The sequence below is a fragment of the Amycolatopsis sp. NPDC005232 genome (assembly GCF_040607795.1).
GTDB lineage: Bacteria > Actinomycetota > Actinomycetes > Mycobacteriales > Pseudonocardiaceae > Amycolatopsis.
In genome coordinates this window covers 53854-70124 of sequence record NZ_JBEXHL010000014.1, presented here as the reverse complement: position 1 = coordinate 70124, position 16271 = coordinate 53854, and the positions used below count along the sequence as shown (strand labels likewise).

At 70.3% G+C, this 16271-nt stretch carries 14 protein-coding genes; 4 read left to right on the top strand and 10 right to left on the bottom strand.

All coding sequences use genetic code 11. The annotated features are described in order from the left end of the window. Positions 1–49 precede the first annotated feature (49 nt). The gene (locus ABZU76_RS25850; RefSeq protein ID WP_354873891.1) at positions 50–3286 is read right to left on the bottom strand and encodes a cytochrome P450; all 3237 of its coding nucleotides are present in this window, start codon (positions 3284–3286) and stop codon (positions 50–52) included. A gap of 5 nt (positions 3287–3291) precedes the next feature. Next, positions 3292–4074 carry a hypothetical protein gene (locus tag ABZU76_RS25845; protein WP_354873889.1) on the bottom strand — a complete coding sequence of 261 codons (783 nt, stop codon included), beginning with the start codon at positions 4072–4074 and terminating at the stop codon, positions 3292–3294. 348 nt (positions 4075–4422) lie between these two features. On the opposite strand from ABZU76_RS25845, the gene ABZU76_RS25840 reads away from it, so the two are divergent. The 3 genes from ABZU76_RS25840 to ABZU76_RS25830 all read left to right on the top strand — a co-directional run bounded on the left by ABZU76_RS25840 (position 4423) and on the right by ABZU76_RS25830 (position 8844). Further along, positions 4423–4860 carry a MarR family transcriptional regulator gene (locus ABZU76_RS25840; protein ID WP_220242902.1) on the top strand — a complete coding sequence of 146 codons (438 nt, stop codon included), beginning with the start codon at positions 4423–4425 and terminating at the stop codon, positions 4858–4860. 172 nt (positions 4861–5032) lie between these two features. Then, on the top strand, positions 5033–6367 hold the full coding sequence (locus ABZU76_RS25835; RefSeq protein ID WP_354874198.1) for an MFS transporter: 1335 nt from the start codon (positions 5033–5035) through the stop codon (positions 6365–6367). 164 nt (positions 6368–6531) lie between these two features. Continuing rightward, on the top strand, positions 6532–8844 hold the full coding sequence (locus ABZU76_RS25830) for an FdhF/YdeP family oxidoreductase (protein WP_354873887.1): 2313 nt from the start codon (positions 6532–6534) through the stop codon (positions 8842–8844). A 10-nt stretch (positions 8845–8854) separates the two neighbouring features. Here ABZU76_RS25830 and ABZU76_RS25825 read toward each other — a convergent pair whose 3' ends face one another. From ABZU76_RS25825 to ABZU76_RS25810, 4 genes are all read right to left on the bottom strand, one after another. Beyond that, entirely contained in the window at positions 8855–9253 is a 399-nt protein-coding gene (locus tag ABZU76_RS25825; protein WP_354873885.1) for a VanZ family protein, read from the bottom strand. 66 nt (positions 9254–9319) lie between these two features. Then, complete coding sequence (locus ABZU76_RS25820) at positions 9320–10750, bottom strand: LCP family protein (RefSeq protein ID WP_354873883.1); 1431 nt, start codon at positions 10748–10750, stop codon at positions 9320–9322. A gap of 69 nt (positions 10751–10819) precedes the next feature. After that, a complete protein-coding gene (locus tag ABZU76_RS25815; RefSeq protein ID WP_354873881.1) occupies positions 10820–11563 on the bottom strand; it encodes an SDR family oxidoreductase in 744 nt (247 codons plus the stop codon). Further along, entirely contained in the window at positions 11560–11976 is a 417-nt protein-coding gene (locus ABZU76_RS25810; RefSeq protein WP_220242907.1) for a VOC family protein, read from the bottom strand. Before ABZU76_RS25810 ends, ABZU76_RS25815 begins: the two co-directional genes overlap by 4 nt. Before the next feature lie 69 nt (positions 11977–12045). Here ABZU76_RS25810 and ABZU76_RS25805 point away from each other — a divergent pair, with 69 nt between their 5' ends. Next, complete coding sequence (locus tag ABZU76_RS25805; RefSeq protein ID WP_354873879.1) at positions 12046–12714, top strand: GntR family transcriptional regulator; 669 nt, start codon at positions 12046–12048, stop codon at positions 12712–12714. Here ABZU76_RS25805 and ABZU76_RS25800 read toward each other — a convergent pair. The 4 genes from ABZU76_RS25800 to ABZU76_RS25785 form a co-directional block, all read right to left on the bottom strand. Next, entirely contained in the window at positions 12711–13964 is a 1254-nt protein-coding gene (locus tag ABZU76_RS25800) for an MFS transporter (RefSeq protein WP_354873877.1), read from the bottom strand. The two genes, ABZU76_RS25805 and ABZU76_RS25800, sit on opposite strands and share 4 nt — an antisense overlap. An 8-nt stretch (positions 13965–13972) precedes the next feature. Next, positions 13973–14506 carry a helix-turn-helix domain-containing protein gene (locus ABZU76_RS25795; protein WP_354873875.1) on the bottom strand — a complete coding sequence of 178 codons (534 nt, stop codon included), beginning with the start codon at positions 14504–14506 and terminating at the stop codon, positions 13973–13975. Between the two features lie 230 nt (positions 14507–14736). Then, the gene (locus ABZU76_RS25790; protein ID WP_220242910.1) at positions 14737–14874 is read right to left on the bottom strand and encodes a hypothetical protein; all 138 of its coding nucleotides are present in this window, start codon (positions 14872–14874) and stop codon (positions 14737–14739) included. Beyond that, positions 14874–16226 (bottom strand): OFA family MFS transporter, encoded by a 1353-nt coding sequence (locus ABZU76_RS25785; RefSeq protein WP_354873873.1) that lies wholly within the window; start codon positions 16224–16226, stop codon positions 14874–14876. Before ABZU76_RS25785 ends, ABZU76_RS25790 begins: the two co-directional genes overlap by 1 nt. Between the last annotated feature and the right edge of the window lie 45 nt (positions 16227–16271).

Genomic DNA, 16271 nt, shown 5'->3' with positions numbered 1-16271 from the left:
CCGAACGAGGGCCGCACCAACGGCGAACGGCCACCGGTGCGGCCTGCGCTCAGCCGCCGCCCCAGATGTCCTCGACGTACCGGTTCGAGGCGCGAAGCCCGGCGAGCCAGGCCTGTGCGTCGGCCTCGCCGGTGCCCGTCTTCTCGGCGAACAACTTGGTGAAGGCCGCTCGGACGCCCGGCGCCATCGTGTTCGCGTTGCCGCACACGAACACCGCCGCGCCGTCCTGCAGCAGTCGCCACACCTCGTCGCCCGCCGCCGCGATCTCGTGCTGGACGTACTTGCGCCCGTCGACCGGGGCGGTCGAGAACACGACGTGCAGCTTGGCGACGCCTTGACGGTCGTATTCGCGCAGCTCGTCGGCGTACAGGAAGTCCTGGTCCGCGTTGCGGCAGCCGAAGAACAGCAGCGACGCGGCGATCGGCACGCCCTGCTCGCGCAGCGCCGCCCGCTCCTGCAGGAACCCGCGGAACGGGGCGAGCCCGGTCCCGGCCCCGACCATGATCATCGGGGTGTGCGGGTTGTCCGGCGGCCGGAACTCGATGGTCGGGGGCCGCACGAACACGAACACCGTGCTGCCGTCGGGGCTGCCCGCCAGGTAGTTGGAGCAGACACCCGAGAACATGGTGTCGCCGCCACCGCGCACACGGGCGCGCAGGACACCCGTGGTGACGCTGGCCACCTTCGCATCGGTCAGCGGCGAGGACGAGATCGAGTAGTAGCGCGGCCGCAGCGGGGGCAGCAGGTCGAGGTAGACGCCGAACGGCACCGCGCAGGCGGGGAACTCCTCGAGCAGGTCCAGCAGCGACCGGCGGGGCGTGAAGACCCGCTCCTGGTAGCGGGCTCGGGACGCCTCGTCATCCCCGGCCAGCGACTCGAGCTCGGCGCGCTGGGCGGGGTCCTCGGTGCAGCCGGCGAGCACCTCGATGCCGGCCCGGGAGGCCACGTCCTGCAGCTCGACGCAGCTGGCGAGGATGCCGAGCAGCGGCGCGGGCTCGTCGACGGGCAGGTGGGTGTGGTCTCCGCTGTTGGGGATGATCGTCGCGTACATGCCGCCGTCGAGCTCGAAGCGCTGCATCACCCGGCGGATCAGGTCGATGCTGTTGCGGGGCAGCACTCCGAGGTGGTCCCCGGCGCGGAAGTCGGCGCCCTCGGGCAGCGCGACCTCGATGTGCTTCGTGGACCGCCCGCCGTTGGGCGCGTGCAGCTCGCGGTTGACGCGCACCAGGGCCGGCTGGGCCTGGTAGGACATGATCACCGGATTGTTCAGCTGGCGGTTGACCAGCGTGATCGACAGCCGGGGGCCCGTCGTGGCCGGCTCGGCCGCGCTCTCGGGCAGGCCTGCGCTCGCGGCCACGTCGGCCCAGAGCCCGTGGTGCCAGGTGCGGTACTGGGCGTCGAAGTCGCCGTTCGCGTCGCCCTCGCCCCGGGCGTGCAGCCGGGTGGCGCCGTGCGCGGCCAGCTCGGTGTCGATCAGCTTCGGCACCGCTTGGTAGGTGGCCGCCCATTCGGTGTTGCCGCAGCCGAACACGGTGTACGACAGCCCCGCGGCGGCGTCCTTCGCGGTGCCAGGCCCGCGCAGCCAGTCGCAGAACTTGCCGGCGTTGTCCGGCGGCGTGCCGTTGTAGGACGACGTGACGATCACGGCCGTGCCCTGGGCAGGCAGTGCGTCGGCGACGTCGTCGAGCGCGCTGAGGGTCACGGCGTAGCCGCGCTCGGTCCCCTCGCCGGCGAGCCGCGTCGCGATGCCTTCCGCGGTGCCGAGGTTCGAGCCGTAGGCGACCAGCAGCGGGGTCTTGTGCGCGTCCGGCGCGAGCGCGACGCGCGGTGCGGGCGCAGCCGAGACGGACTTCGCCGGTGCCGCGGGGGCACCGCCGGGCCGGGTCAGCACGAACCCGGGGCGAGGACGCACTTGGATGTGCATCTCGTCGGGCTTGATGGTCAGCGTCGTCTTGGTCTTGAGCTGGTAGTTCAGGTGGTCGATGAAGTCGAAGCGCTGCACGAGCATGCCGAGCACGAGCACGGCCTCCTGCATGGCGAACTGCCGGCCGATGCAGGCCCGCTGCCCCGTGCCGAAGGGCTTGTAGACGTCGGGCGACAGGGCCGCGAGCCGTTCGGGAGCCATGTGCTCGGGGTCGAACTCCTCGGCGTTGTCGCCCCACACGCTGCGGTCGCGGTGCAGCATCGGGGTGAGCACGGTCAACGGGACGCCGTGCTCGATCAAGTACCGGTCGCCGATCACGGTCTCCTCGAACGGCGTGCGCGTGAACCCGGGCGCGGTCGGCCACAGCCGCAGCGTTTCGGAGAGCACCTGCCGGACGTAGGTCAGCTTGTGGATCTGCTCGTAGGTCGGTTCGGCGCTGGTGCCGAACACCTCGTCGACCTCGGCGCGGGCGCGGGCCAGCACGTCGGGGTTCTTGAGCAGGTAGTAGATCGCGAAGGACAGCAGGCCGCTCGTGGTCTCGTGGCCGGCGATCAGGAAGGTGATGCACTGGGCCCGGATGTTCTCGTCGGGCAGCCGCTCGCCGCTCTTCTTGTCGACGCCGTTGATCATCTGACCGAGCAGATCGTCCTTCTTGCCGGCCTCGCCCTCCGCACGGCGTTCGGCGATGAGCTTGTCGACCAGGTCGTTCATGAAGGCCTGGTCCTCGTCCAGCTGCCGCTGCGCGTGGATCCGCAGCCGGGTCTGGATGGGCAGCCTGCGGGCCCGCGCCTGCGACTCGGTGAGCGTGCGGATCATCGCCGCGACGAACGGGTGCTGGGTATCGCGGTAGAAGGAGTTGAAGCGGTAGCCGAACCCGCACAGCGCGATGGTGTCGAGCGTCAGCCGGGTCGTGTCGGCCGGCACGTCGACGTCCTCGTCCGGGTTCAGCCGCTCCCACTTGTCGACCAGCTGGCCCGCGATGTCCAGCATCATCGGCACGTAGTCGCGCATGGACTGCAGGCTGAAGGGCTTCATCAGGATGTTGTGCGCGCGGTGCCACAGCGGATCGTCCGTCTCGGCCGTGAACAAGCCGGTGGAGGTCGCCGTTTGCCGCACGTTCGCGAGACCGCCGCTGACCACCTTGTCGAAGCGCGAGTCGTCGCAGATCTCCTCGACCAGTGAGGCGCCGGACAGGATCAGCCGCGTGCCGCCGGGTGTGGTCAGCCGGAAGATCGGGCCGTACTCCCTGGCCATCCCCATCAGGCTTTCGAACGGGCTGTGGGCGTCGATGTCGAAGGCGTTGCCGACGAAGGGCAGCGCGCGCGGGCCCGGGATTTCGTCGATGGGGGTCTTGGTGGTCATGGCGTTCACTCCTTGGAGAGGTGCCCTTCGGCCGGCGACGTCACGGCGCCGGCCGGGCTCGGCTGCGTGGTCCGCGCCTTGGCCTGGTGGGCCCGGACCACCGCCACGACGCTGACGACGAAGACCCAGCCGGGGAAGATGAGCGCGAAGATCGGGTGGAAGGTCCAGCTCAGCAGCACAGTCGCGGCGCAGAGGTAGCCGAACCACGCCAGCGGGCGCGCCAGCACACCCGCGGCGTTGAGCAGCGTCGTCGTGGTGATCATGTACATGCCGGCGACGCGGGCGCCGAAGACGAACACCAGCCCGTAGCCTGCCGCGCTCAGCGCGCGCGCCACGTACACGGGCGGTAGCGGCGCCACCGAGAACTGCTTCAGCAGCGCGATCGCCCCGGTCAGCGCCATCCCCGAGAACAGCAGGATGATGAACGCCACCCCGGACGCCAGCTGAAGCGCCCGCGGCATTTCCCGGTTCTGCGTGCCGGGCAGGGTGGCGATGAATTCACGCGTGGCCATCATGTGCCACAGGAAGACGATCCCCGCGAACGGCACAATGTACAGGCCTGCGGTCACCAATGCACCGGAACCACCGTCGGCGTAGAAATTCGCGTACTGGCTGTCCGCCACGGTCAGTCCCGGCGCCCGGTGCACCAGGACCAGTGCGACGGTGAACAACGCCGCGAAGAGGATCCCCGACCAGCCCGCGACCAGCGCATACCCAGGCCCGCGTCCGGTCTCCGCGGCAGCCCTCGCGTCCGCCCGGCTGCGGCGGATCCGCGTCCAAGCAGGCATCGGCGCCTCCCCACCACGCCATTCTTCCGGAAATGGCGCGCATATCAGCCGACTCAAAAAAATGGTGCCGTAGTACAGCAGCGCGATCCTCATCGTCCTGCGTGGATCAAAGGGTTGTCAACAAGCGACGATTGCACCGGAAACGGCGTGAAAAACACTGAGCAGATCCAGCTGATGGCCCGTCTGAAAAAGGCGTTACCGCTTCCGGTCGCGTTCGTTCGCTTCGTCGCGAGCCCCCGTACTTGCCCGGTCCGCGCCCGGCAGAGCGGAGGCCGAAGTCACCGGGTGTGGCCAAGGTCGCCCCTTCGCGGGATGCACAGGCCAGACTACACAGCCTAAACTGTGGATATGGCCACCGTACCCGCTCCCGTCGCCGAATCCGCAGGCTGGCTGCGCGGCGTCGTCGCGCAGCTGCACCGCCGGCTGAGGCAGGTCGACAACGCCGACAGCCTCACGCCGTCGCAGTCGGCGGCGCTCAACCGCCTCTACCGCGAGGGCCCCGCGACGCAGGGTGAGCTCGCCGCCGCCGAGCACGTGCGGCAGCAGTCGATGGCCACCACGCTCTCGGCGCTCGACTCGCTCGGCTACCTCGCCCGCTCGCGCGACCCCGCCGACGGCCGCCGGACCGTGCTGTCGGTGTCCGAGCTCGGCGCGAAGACCGTGCAGGGGATCCGCCAGCACCGCGACGAGTGGCTCGCCCACGCGCTCGCGGCCGAGCTGACCGCCGAGGAGCTGGAGACGGTGCGCCAGGCCCTGCCGCTGCTGCAGCGCGTCGCCGAGCACTGATCATCCAGCGTGCCCGGCATCGGCGCCGGGACCCGAACACCGACGTCAAAGCGGACGCCGTGGAGGACACCCCGATTTTCCCCGACATCTCCAGGACGAAGGATCCGTGACGACCACCGCAACACCCCGAAAGGCACCGGCGAACTTCGGTGCCAAACTCGTCACCCCTCTGGTGGCGAGCGCGGTGCTGAACCCCATCAACTCCACCCTCATCGCCGTCGCGCTCGTGCCGATCGGGCAAAGCTTCGGCGCCGGGCCCGGCAAGACGGCCTGGCTGATCTCCGCCCTCTACCTCGCCACCGCCGTCGGCCAGCCCGTCGTCGGCCTGCTCGTGGACCGCTACGGCGCCCGCCGCGTGCTGCTCGGCGGCGCGTCCGTGGTGATCGTCGCCGGGATCGCCGGCATGATCCCGTTCTCCGTCGAGTGGCTCACCGGCGTGCGCGCGGTGCTCGGCATCGGCACCTGTGCCGGCTTCCCCGCCGCGATGGCCGTGCTGCGCAAGCGCGCCGACACGCTGGGCCAGGGCGTGCCCGCGCGCGTGCTGTCACTGCTCTCGCTGTCCTCGCAGACGATCATGGTCATCGGCCCGACGCTCGGCGGCGTGCTGATCACGCTCTTCGGCTGGCCGGCCATCTTCGCCGTGAACATCCCGCTCGCGGGTGCCTCGCTGCTACTGGCGATCTTCTGGGTCCCCAAGGACGCGCCGGTGCGCGACGAAGCCACGAAACCGAAGCCGATCGACGTGCTCGGCATCGCGTTGTTCTCGCTCTCCCTGCTGGTGCTGCTGTGCTACCTGATGGCGCCGGGCATCGGCGACCTGTGGCTGCTCGCGGCGGCCGTCGCGGTCGGCGCGGCGTTCGTGTGGGTGGAGCTGCACACGCGGGTGCCGTTCATCGACCTGCGGATGCTCGCGGCCAACACCCCGATCCTGCGCACCTACCTGCGCCAGGCGCTGAGCTTCATGGTGATCTACGCGATCATGTTCGGCTACGTGCAGTGGCTCGAGGAAGGCCGCGGCTTCAGCGACGCGATCGCGGGGGCGCTGCTGCTGCCGATGTCGGTCGTGGCCGTGTGCGCGGCGGCGTTCTCGGGCCGCGCGACCGGGATCCGCAAACGACTGGTGGTGGTCGCCGTCGCGCTGCTGGCCGGTTCGGTCGCGCTGCTGTTCGTCGGCGACACGACGTGGCTGGGCGCGCTGCTCGGGCTGATCGCGGTGTTCGGCCTGGCCCAGGGCCTGACCAGCGTCGCGAACCAGACCACGCTCTACCGGGAGTCGCCCGCCGAGACCATGGGCACCGCGAGCGGGCTGTTCCGCACGGCCCAGTACCTCGGCGCGATCGTGGCCTCCACCGTGATCGCCCAGTGCTACGGCGTGCGCGCCGACTCGGCCGGGCTGCACCACCTCGGCGCCGTGCTCGTGGTGATCAGCGCGCTGCTTCTGGTCGTGACGGTCGCCGACCGCGGGCTGAAGCTGGCAGAACGCCGCGAACGGGCGCAGCGCGCCTGACATCGCCGACGCAGATGATCGACGGCACGATCAGTGACCGTCGTCACCCCGAAGGGCGAACCTCTCGGCCGAACGGGCGGGTGACCAGGTCAAGCAGCATCTTTCAAGTGTGAAAAACCAGACCCCGTGTCGGGGAATCCATGATCGAAGCGCACGATGGACACATGCACCGTGATGCGCCGAAACACGACGTGGACGAAGCCGACCTGAAGGTGGGCAAGCCGAAGACCTACGCAGCCGGCATCCCCGGCGTCGCCGTGTCGCTCCGGCGCGGCGTGGAGCAGATGGGCCCCACGCGCACAGCGCTCACCCTGCGCCTGCTCAACCAGCGTGCGGGCTTCGACTGCCCGGGCTGCGCGTGGCCCGAGCCGCTCCAGGCCGACGGCGAGAAGCGCAAACTCGCGGAGTTCTGCGAGAACGGCGCGAAGGCCGTCGCGGAGGAAGCCACACGCCGCCGCGTGGACCGCGAGTTCTTCGCCACCCACGCGGTCGCCGACCTGCAGGACAAGACGGACTACTGGCTGGGCCAGCAGGGCCGCGTCACCGAGCCGTTCGTGCTGCGCGAGGGCGCCACCCACTACGAGCCCATCTCGTGGGACGCCGCGTTCGACCTCGTCGCCGGCGAGCTCAACGGGCTGGCCAGCCCGCACGAGGCCGTGTTCTACACCTCGGGCCGCACCAGCAACGAGGCCGCGTTCCTCTACCAGCTGCTCGTGCGCTCCTACGGCACGAACAACCTGCCGGACTGCTCGAACATGTGCCACGAGTCGTCGGGCTCGGCGCTGTCCACCGGCATCGGCATCGGCAAGGGCTCGGTGTCGCTCGCGGACATCCACCACGCCGACCTGATCGTGGTCGTCGGCCAGAACCCGGGCACCAACCACCCGCGCATGCTCTCCGCGCTGGAGAGGGCGAAGGGCAACGGCGCCAAGGTCGTGGCCGTGAACCCGCTGCCCGAGGCCGGGCTGATGCGATTCAAGAACCCGCAGAACGTGCGCGGTGTCGTCGGCGAGGGCACCCCGCTGGCCGACGAGTTCGCGCAGATCCGCCTCGGCGGCGACCTCGCGCTGTTCCAGGCCGTGGGCCACCTGCTTCTGCAGTGGGAGGACGAGGCGCCCGGCACGATCATCGACCAGGAGTTCGTGAATTCCGCGACCTACGGGTTCGAGGACTGGGCGAAGAACCTGCTCGAGCTCGACTGGGCCGAGACGGAGAAGGCCACGGGCCTGCAGCGTGCGCAGATCGAGCACGTCGCGCGGATGATCGCCACGTCCGAGCGCACGATCTACTGCTGGGCCATGGGGCTCACGCAGCACAAGCACGCGGTGCCCACGATCTCCGAGATCACGAACCTCGCGCTGGCGCGCGGCATGATCGGCAAGCCGGGCGCGGGCCTGTGCCCGGTGCGCGGCCACTCCAACGTGCAAGGCGACCGCACCATGGGCGTCTGGGAGAAGATGCCCGAGACGTTCATGGACGCGCTCGACCGCGAGTTCGGCATCACCGTGCCCCGCGAGCACGGCTGGGACACCGTCGACGCCATCCGCGCGATGCGCGACGGCCGCGGCAAGGTCTTCTTCGCGATGGGCGGCAACTTCGCCTCCGCGACGCCCGACTCCGACCTCACGGCGAAGGCGCTGAGCTCGTGCTCGCTCACCGTGCACGTGTCGACGAAGCTCAACCGTTCGCACGTCGTCCACGGCACCACCGCGCTGATCCTGCCGACGCTCGGCCGCACCGAGCGTGACGTGCAGGAGTCGGGACCACAGTTCGTGACCGTCGAGGACTCGATGTCGCAGGTGCACGCCTCGCGCGGCCGGGTCAAGCCGGCTTCGGAGCACCTGATCTCCGAGGTCGCGATCGTCTGCCGGCTGGGCGAGCGGCTGCTGGGCGCCGACCACGCCGTGCCGTGGCGCACGTTCGAGAACAACTACGACCTGATCCGCGACCGCATCGCGGGTGTGGTGCCGGGTTGCGAGGACTACAACCGCCGCGTGCGCGAGCCCGACGGGTTCGTGCTTCCCCACGCGCCGCGTGACTCCCGCGAGTTCACGGGCACGGCCACCGGCAAGGGCACGTTCACCGTGTCGGAGCTGGAGTACCCGGAGGTGCCGGCGGGCCGGCTGCTGCTGCAGACGATGCGCAGCCACGACCAGTACAACACCACGATCTACGGCCTGTCCGACCGCTACCGCGGCATCGAGGACGGCCGGCGCGTGGTCTTCGTCCACCCGGACGACCTGGCCGAGCTGGGCATCGCCGACGGCGAGATCGTGGACCTGGTCTCGGAGTGGCGCGACGGCGACCGCCGCGCACCGCGCTTCCGCGCCGTGTCCTACCCGACCGCTCGCGGCTGCGCGGCGGCCTACTTCCCGGAGGCCAACGCGCTGGTGCCGCTGGACTCCGTCGCGGAGAAGTCGAACACCCCCGTGTCGAAGGCCGTCGTGATCCGGCTGGAGCCGCACCACCACTCCTGACGCGGTCCGGTCACGCCGGGGTTTTCCGGCGTGACCGGGCTGTGGCGGCGAGCAGGACGCCGAGTGCCGCGCCGAGGGTGTTCAGCAGCAGGTCGTCGACGTCGGCGCTGCGGCCCACGAAGTACTGCACGATCTCGATCGCTGCCGAGAATCCCGCCAGCGCCGCGATCACGGCGGCTTTCCGGCGCGTGACCACGGTCGCCAGGAACCCCAGTGGCACGAACAACGCGATATTGCCGGCGTTGTTGATCAGCCCGAGGCGGCCGTTGGCGTTGCGGGCCTCGTCGGCAATCCCCGCGAACGGCACCAGATTGACGTTCTCCGGCGGGCTGAGGTGCCCAGGCCGGAGCGTGATGGCGAGCACCACCAGAACGGCGGCGGCGAGCAGCCAGCGGGCCCAGGATCGCATCGGTCCAGTCAACCAGCCCGGCCCGCGGCACCACCGCCCCGGCACGCCGATCAGGTCCGGTGCCGGTCAGTCCACGCAGTTGTTCCCCGCGCCCGTGATCGGAGTGTCACCCGAGCCGCCCGCGCCGGCGCCGCCGCCGGTGGGGTTGCCGCCGGGGGACGCGCCCGGGCCGGAGTAGACCTGGCCGAGGGTGACCTCGATGTGGCCGGCCGGCACGTCGGCGGACTCGGCGGTGGCGAGGCCCCCCAGGAGCTCCGCCACCGCCTGGCCCTGGGTGGCCAGTGCGGCGCCGTACCGGACCAGCGAGGTGCGGCGCGCGGTGGCGTTGCCGGTGGTGCCCGGGGTGAAACCGTTGCCCTTCACCACATCCGAGACGCGCTGGGCGAGCCCGCTCGTGCCGCCCGCGTTGGAGACGTCCACCACGAAGCCGGCCTGCTTCGCCGGAGAAGCAGGCGGTGCGCCGATCAGGCTCGCCGCGAACGCCTTGACCTGTGCGGGATCCACCTGCACCGCCGTCGCCCGGGGATTCGTTTTGCTGTAGCGGTAGTCGGGGTTCACCACCGGGATCGTCGTGAACTGGATGCCACCGCCGGAAATGCCGCGCAGCTGCCCGATGAAGTCGAGCAGGTTCCAGGAATCGTCGAGGACCACGGACTTCTTCACGGCGTCGATGAGCGCGCCGAGCCTGCCCGGATTGGCGAGCGTGCCGGCCGAAAGCACCTGGTGCGCCAGCGAAGCGAGGAACACCTGCTGCCGGCGCATGCGGCCGAAGTCGGTGCCCTTGACGCCGTCGCGCTGGCGGACGAAGGCCAGCGCGTCCGCGCCCGAGATCTTCTGCGGCCCCGCCGGGAAGTTCGCACCCGAGTTGCGGTCTGACGTCGCGTTGTTGAGGCAGACCTCGACGCCGCCGACGGCGTTGCTGATGTCGTAGAAGCTCAGCAGGTTGACCTCGGCGAAGTGGTCGATCTTCACGCCTGTGAGATCCTCCACCGCTTGCCGCGTGGCGCGGCGCGCGGCGGTGAGCGACTCCTGCTCGATCTTGGTCTTGTCGGTCTCGCCCGCGGCGTGCAGTTTCGAGACCTCCAGGGCCTTTCCGCGGCCGTAGGCGGCGTTGATCTTGCCCTTGTCGCCGCCGGGCAGTGTCACGTATGAGTCGCGCGGGATCGAGAAGGCCTTCACCGTCTGCGTGCCGTTGGGGATGCGCAGCACGATGAGGGTGTCGGTGAGGTCGTCGCCGTTGGCGCCCGCGCGCAGTTCACGCAGCACGTCGGGCGAGAGCGGGTTGCCCTGGTCGTCGGTGCGCGAGTCGCGGCCAACCAGCAGGATGTCGAGCGAGCCGTCGGCCGGCTGTTCACCGGGTGCCGGCTCGTCGCCGGCGTCGATCACGCTGCTGCGCTTGACGTCGTCGAGTGAGCTCAACGTGGCGTAGCCGTAAGCCGTGCCGGTGAACACCACGAGCGCCAGCACCGCGACGACGATCTTTCCTGCGATCCGCACGCCCTACCGACGCCTCGCGCACCGGTTCTGCTGCACGCGTGACCCAGTTCACATTTCAGCGTTCACATTTCAGCGCAGGTACGACGCGCCGTTCAGGTCGAGGATCGCGCCCGAGGCCCAAGTCGCCTCGGCCGAGGCCAGGTAGACGACCGCGTTGGCGATCTCCTCCGGCTCCGCCACCCGGCCGAACGGGCTCTGCTCCCGCACGGCGTCGGTGATCCGGTGCGCGACGCGTTCGGTCGCGGTGAACCCGGGCGCCACCGACGTGACCGAGATCCCGTGCGGCGCCAGCTCGATCGCGAGCGACTGGCCGAGCGCGTGCAGCGCGGCCTTGCTCGCGCCGTACGCGGGGTGCTCGGGTTCACCGCGGAACGCGCCGCGCGAGCCGACGTTCACGATCCGCCCCGGCGCTTTCCGCGCGATGAGGTGGCGGGCGACGTGGAACGAGATGTTGGCGGCACCCATCAGGTTGACGTCCAGCGTGCGGCGCCAGACTTCCTGCCAGTGCGCGTAGCCGACGGTCGCGACGGGCGTCGACGTCTCGGGTGTGGTGCCGACGGCCGCGTTGTTCACGAGCACGTCAACGCCGCCGAGCAACTCTTCGGCCGTGTTCGCGATCCGTTGCGCCGCTTCGGGATCGCCGAGGTCGCCGCCGATCAGCACGTGGCCGTCGCCCGCGAGCGCGGCCAGCGTCTCCTCGGCGGCCGCGGCGTTCGATCCATAGTGGACGGCCACCCGGTCACCCCGGGCGGCGAAGGCGTGGGCGATCGCGCGGCCGATGCCGCGGGAGCCGCCGGTGACGAGGACGTTCACTTCGCGAACAGCTGCGCTTCGTCGCGGAACGCCTTGAACTCCAGGGCGTTGCCGGCCGGGTCGTGCAGGAACATCGTCCACTGCTCCCCCGGCTCGCCCGCGAAGCGCTGGTACGGCTCGATCACGAACTCCGTGCCGGCGCCGCGCAGGCGGCCGGCGAGCTCGTGGAAGGAGTCGACGTCGAGGACCAGGCCGAAGTGGGGCACGGGCACGTCGTGGCCGTCCACGGGGTTGCGACCGGCCTCGGCTTTCGCGCCGGGCACCACGTGCGTGACCACCTGGTGGCCGCGGAAGTCCCAGTCCACCCACGCGTCCGCCGACCGGCCCTCCGCCAGCCCCAGCACCCCGCCGTAGAACGCGCGGGCGCGGGCGAGATCGTCGACCGGGATGGCGAGGTGGAACGCGGGGCGCATGGGCTCTCCTTCGGCTCACAGTGGCTCCCTCACCTTGAAGTGCCCATGTCCGAATGTCAACATTGACCGATGGACGCCACACCGTTGCGGAAAGCGGCGCGCCGCGGCCTCGCCGAGGAAGCCGCCGACCGCGTGCGCGACGCGATCTTCGCCGGCCATTTCCCACCCGGCGCGCCCCTGCGTGAGGTCGAGCTCGCCGCGTCACTGGAGGTCAGCCGCGGCTCGGTGCGCGAGGGCCTCGCCCTGCTCACCCGCGAAGGCCTCGTCCGCGGCGGCTGGCACCGCCCGACCACGGTCGTCGAGGTGACCGCGGTGGACGTCGAAGAGGTGTATTCCGTGCGCGCGGCCCTCGACCGCCTGGCCGCGGTCACGGCTCGGGCGCGGTCCTCTGTGGACGATCTGGCCGCCCTGGACGACCTCGTCGCGGCGCTGTCTGCCGCGGTCGCCTCCGGCGCGGACGGCCCCCAGTTGCTGGCCCTGGACATCGCTTTCCACGACCGCGTCTACGCCGCCGCGGCCAACCGTCGCCTGACGGAGGCGTGGGAGGCCGTGCGTTCGCAGGTGTTCCTGTTCCAGCTGCAACGGGTGTCCCTGGGGAGCTCGCAGTACCGCTCCCACGTCGTCGCCGAACACCGCGAACTGGCGGCCCTCATCCGCGACGGCGACGCGGCCGAACTGGACCGCGTCGCCGCCGACCACGTGGACTCCGCGCGGCGCCGGCTGCTGGCGGAGCTCTAACCGTCCACTGTAGATGCCAACGCGGCTTTCACCTTGGCGTTGCTGGTCATGCTCATCGTCACCACGGTCATCGTCAGCAGGACCGCCGCGGCGGCGAAGTACGGGGTGCGCAGGCCCGCCGCCGAGGCGAGCCAGCCGCCCAGCAGCGCGCCGAGGGGGCCGGCCGACGTCGCGACCAGGCGGGAGGCCGCGGCGACCCGGCCCATGAGCCGGCCCGGGACGATCACCTGGCGCAGCGACCAGCCGAGCACCATGGTGGTCGCCATGCCGCAGCCGCAGAGGGCGAACATGGCGCCGGCGAGCCACGGGCTGTCCGCGAGCCCGAAGACGAGGATCGACCCGCCCTCCACGACGGCCGTCAGAGTGAGCGCCGTGCCCGTGCCCAGCAGCTTCTCGAGAGGTCCCGCCACGACCATCGCACCCAGCACCCCGCCGACGGCGTCGGCGGCGAGCAGGAAGCCGTAGCCGAGGGCGGACAGGCCCAGGGTGTCCTGCGCGAACAACACCAGCACCGCACCCACCGCGCCGAACGCCAGGTTGCCGACCGCCGGCCGCAACGCCAGGCCGAGCAGCAGCCGGTCCCGGACGACGTACCGGAACCCCTCCTGCGCCTCCGCCCACACACTGCGGCCCTCGACGCGCTCGGGCACCGGCGTCGACGGCAACGTCCGGATCAGCAGCGCGCTCACCACGAACGACACGGCGTCGACCACGAACGGCACCGTCCGCGCGAGCGAGAACAGGAAGCTGCCGACCGGCGGCCCCGCGAACTGCCCGGCCGCCGTCGACGCGCCGCGCAGGCGTCCGTTGGCGCGGCGCAGCAACGTCTGGTCGCGCCCGAGCAGGTCCGGCAGGTAGGCCTGCGAGGCCACGTCGAAGAACAGCTGCCCCACTCCGAGCAGGAACGCCAGCACCAGCAACGCCGGGATCCCGAGCGCGCCGAGCGCCCCCGCCACGACCGCGAGCGCCAGCAGCCCCGCCTGCCACAGATCGGCGAGCCACATCGTGCGCCGCCGGTCCCACCGGTCCACCAGCGCGCCCGCCACCAGCCCCACCACCAGGTGCGGCAGCAGCATCGCCACCGACACCAGGCTGATCACGACGGGATCTTTGCTCAGCGCCACGGCGAACAACGGCAACGCAGCCGCGTACGCCCCATCCCCCAGCCCGGATACCGTCGCCGCCGTCCACAGCCGCGCGAAGGCTGGCGGCATCTTGGGCGCCGCACCCGAACGGCGAAAGACACTCATCACCGCAGTCACCGCGCCGCCCCCTCACCAGGCCGGAAGAACGCCACCGCGATCGTCGCCGCGGGCTCGGCGGGTTCGCGTGCCGCGTGCATCTCGTCGAGGAGCTCGCCCAGCCGCTGCTCGAACTCTGCGAACCGGGCCTCGCTCAGCCGCAGGTGCTTCAGCCGCACCAGCCGCGGCGACCCGTCAGGCGCGGTCGCCAGGTCGTCGATCGCGTGCTGCATCAGCACGTCTCGCTGCCCCGGCGCGGGATCCGGCAGCTCGATCGTCTTCGCGACCATCCCGTAGTACCGCTCCACCACGCCGCGCACCTTGCGAGTGCGGACCACGTGGATGAGCCCGGCGCGCTCCAGCACGCGCACGTGGTAGCTCGAGCTCCCTTTCGCCAGATCCAGGCGCACGGCGATCTGCGTGATCGTCGCGGGCCCGTCGCGCAGCACCGCGAGCACGCGGTGGCGCACCAGGTTGTTCACAGCGCGCAGTTGTTCTGTAGTCCGCACCTCGACGCTGTCGGAGGGCGGAACGTAGTCGTCCCCAGTCACGAGAGCCAATGGTCAACGACTCTTGACCATTTGTCCAGCGACTATCCGGACGAAGCCGTTACGATGATCGCGGCCACCGAAGGACACCGTGGACGATCCTGAGTTGACGTTGCTCATCACGGCTGTCCATCAAGCAGCCACCGGCGGACGAAAAGAGCGCGACCTCCGGCACGTCGTGCACCGGTGGTCGCGCTCCTCAGCAGACCCGGGTAATCCCGATCAGCGGGCCATCAGCTGCTGAACAGATCGATGACCTTCAGGATCAGCTCGTAAACGCCGTACACGAACGGCACCAGCACCCACAGCCAGGCGACCACGAGCAGCAAGGTGCGCCCGCCCGAGCGGCCTTCCACGTCCGGTGTGCTCATCACGCCTCACTCCCCACCTGGGTGCTCGCCACGGGCTCGTGGAACTTCGCCTTGACCGGCCGCACGAACTCGTTGGCGATGAAGCCGACCACGAGCAGCGCGATCATGATGTAGAACGACGTCGCGTAGAGGTCTGGACCACTCTTGCCCGCGGACTTCTCGCTGTCGGCGATGCCGTCGACGATCAGCGGCCCGAGAACGCCGGCGACCGACCACGCGGTGAGCAGCCGGCCGTGGATCGCGCCGACCTGGTAGTTGCCGAACAGGTCCTTCAGGTACGCCGGCAGCGTCGAGAAACCGCCGCCGTAGAAGGAGAGGATCAGCATCGCGCACAGCACGAACAGCAGCTTCGACGAGTTCGTGGTCAGCGCGATGATCAGGTACAGCACCGCGCCCACGCCGAGGTAGAAGCGGTAGATGTTCTTGCGCCCCACCGCATCCGAGACCGACGACCAGACGAACCGGCCCAGCATGTTGGTGAGCGAGAGCATCGCGACGAAACCGGCGGCGGCCGCCGTGCTGACCGGCGCCGAGGTGCCCTTGAAGAAGTCCGAGATCATCGGCGCGGCCTTCTCCAGGATGCCGATGCCGGCGGTCACGTTGAGGCACAGCACGATCCACAGACACCAGAACTGGGGCGTCTTGAGCGCGTTGGCGGCCGAGACGTTGTGCGTGGAGATGAGCTTCTTGGTCTCCTGGGCCTTGGGCTCCCAGCCCGCGGGCTTCCACCCGTCGGCCGGCACGCGCACGAGCAGCACGCCCATCGTCATGAACGCCGCGTAGACGACACCGTGGATCAGGAACGCGACCGCGATGTCGCTCGTGGTCGGTGTGGAGCCGAGCATCGCCGAGGACCACGGCGAGGCGATGAGCGCGCCGCCGCCGAAGCCCATGATCGCGATGCCCGTGGCCATGCCGGGCCGGTCGGGGAACCACTTGATGAGCGTCGACACGGGTGAGATGTAGCCGATCCCGAGGCCGATGCCGCCGATCCCGCCGTAGCCCACGACCACGAGCCAGAACTGCCCGGTGGCCACGCCGAGCGCCGCCACGAGGAAGCCGGTGCCGAAGCAGATCGTCGCCACGAACATGGCCCAGCGCGGGCCGTTCTTCTCCACGAGCGTGCCGCCGAACGCGGCCGAGAGGCCGAGCATCACGATGCCCAGCTGGAACGGCAGCCCGGACTCCGTGCCCGAGAGGTGCATGGTCTTCTCGAGCGGAGTTTTGAACACGCTCCACGCGTAGGCTTGACCGATCGAGAGATGGATCGACAACGCCGCGGGAGGGACCAGCCAACGGGTCCAGCCAGGCGGTGCGACGATACGAGAGCGGGCCAGGAAGCCGAGGGCCATCGTCAGACTCCTCCGAACTGTGAGGTGATGGTGGGAATGTATTAC